Origin of the sequence: Mesorhizobium sp. M7A.F.Ca.CA.002.05.1.1 (assembly GCF_003998335.1) — a bacterium.
Lineage (GTDB): Bacteria > Pseudomonadota > Alphaproteobacteria > Rhizobiales > Rhizobiaceae > Mesorhizobium.
The window spans coordinates 1-1,112 of record NZ_RZQI01001328.1 but is presented as its reverse complement, the minus strand read 5'-3'; the positions used below and the strand labels follow the sequence as shown (position 1 = coordinate 1,112).

Here is a 1,112-nt window from a genome sequence, read left to right as displayed (position 1 = left end):
GTGGAGAGCAACCAGTTCGTAGCATAGCCGACGGCGCTGACGAAGACGACGCCGGCGGGCAGCATGAGGAATGGCATCAGCGCCTTCCGCGTCACCCAGAACAAAAGGTCGGCTTTCGCCGAAGGGTGCGTGATGACCTCATGCGGGACTGCGAACTCGAAGAACTCTTTCCAGCTCTTTTTCTCGACCGTGCGCCAGTAGGCGACCAGGGCGCTGACCAAAGCAGTCAGCAACAGAAGTCCGGTCGCCAGCAGGCCGGCGCCGGAAATCCGGTCAAGAACCTTGTAGACGATATCGCTGGCCATTTCCAAGGTTGCCGCCTCTTCATCCGGCTTTTCCGGTCGTCGCGGTCATAACATTGAAGTCCTCAAGCAAATGCGATGAAAATTGGTTAAGAAATCATGAGGCTTTCTAGATTTTAGGCACTTATCGGCAGGCGACGAGACCTCATGCTTCGGCGGTCATCCGTCTCAACCGGCGCAACGATAGATATTCATAGGGTGGTCGGCGTGACGGAACGCCTCACCATCGCCGCAGTCCAATGTGCTGGGCGTGATGATGGGAACGTGAGACGAGATGCTTCCGGCCGGTGCTCTTGCCATCGTCATCGGCTTTCGCCATGAAGGCCGATGAATTCGCCTCTGCCAGCCAGCGCACGCCAGCGGCTCGACGACCTGCTCGTCCAGCGCGGGCTGTTTGCCAGCCGTTCACGTGCCCGCGACGCGGTCGAGCGTGGCACGGTGACCGTCGACGGCGTCATTGCGCGCAAGCCCGGCCAGAGCGTTTTGCCGCAATGCCTTGTTGCCATCGATGATCCGGCGCAAGGCTATGTGTCGCGCGCGGCACTCAAGCTGATCGGTGGGCTCGATCATTTCGGCCTCGACCCTGCCGGCTCTGAAGCGCTCGACATCGGCGCCTCGACCGGCGGCTTCACCCAGGTGTTGCTCGAGCGCGGCGTGGTCCATGTCACCGCGGTCGATGTCGGTCATGGCCAGATGCATCCTGATATCGGCGGCGACCCGCGTGTGACGGTGATCGAAGGACTGAACGCCCGCGACCTCGCCGTTGCCGATCTCAGCGGGCGTATTCCGGATTTCATCGGTTCCGACGTC

General features: G+C 61.2%; 1 protein-coding gene and 1 pseudogene. One reads left to right on the top strand and one right to left on the bottom strand.

Features of this window, described 5'->3' with window-relative positions:
* Positions 1-305: pseudogene (locus EN939_RS35300) on the bottom strand (sterol desaturase family protein); the annotation flags it as partial.
* 324 nt (positions 306-629) lie between these two features.
* Here EN939_RS35300 and EN939_RS35295 point away from each other — a divergent pair.
* Positions 630-1,112: TlyA family RNA methyltransferase (locus tag EN939_RS35295; RefSeq protein ID WP_164751566.1), on the top strand; the 483-nt coding region annotated here is incomplete at its 3' end.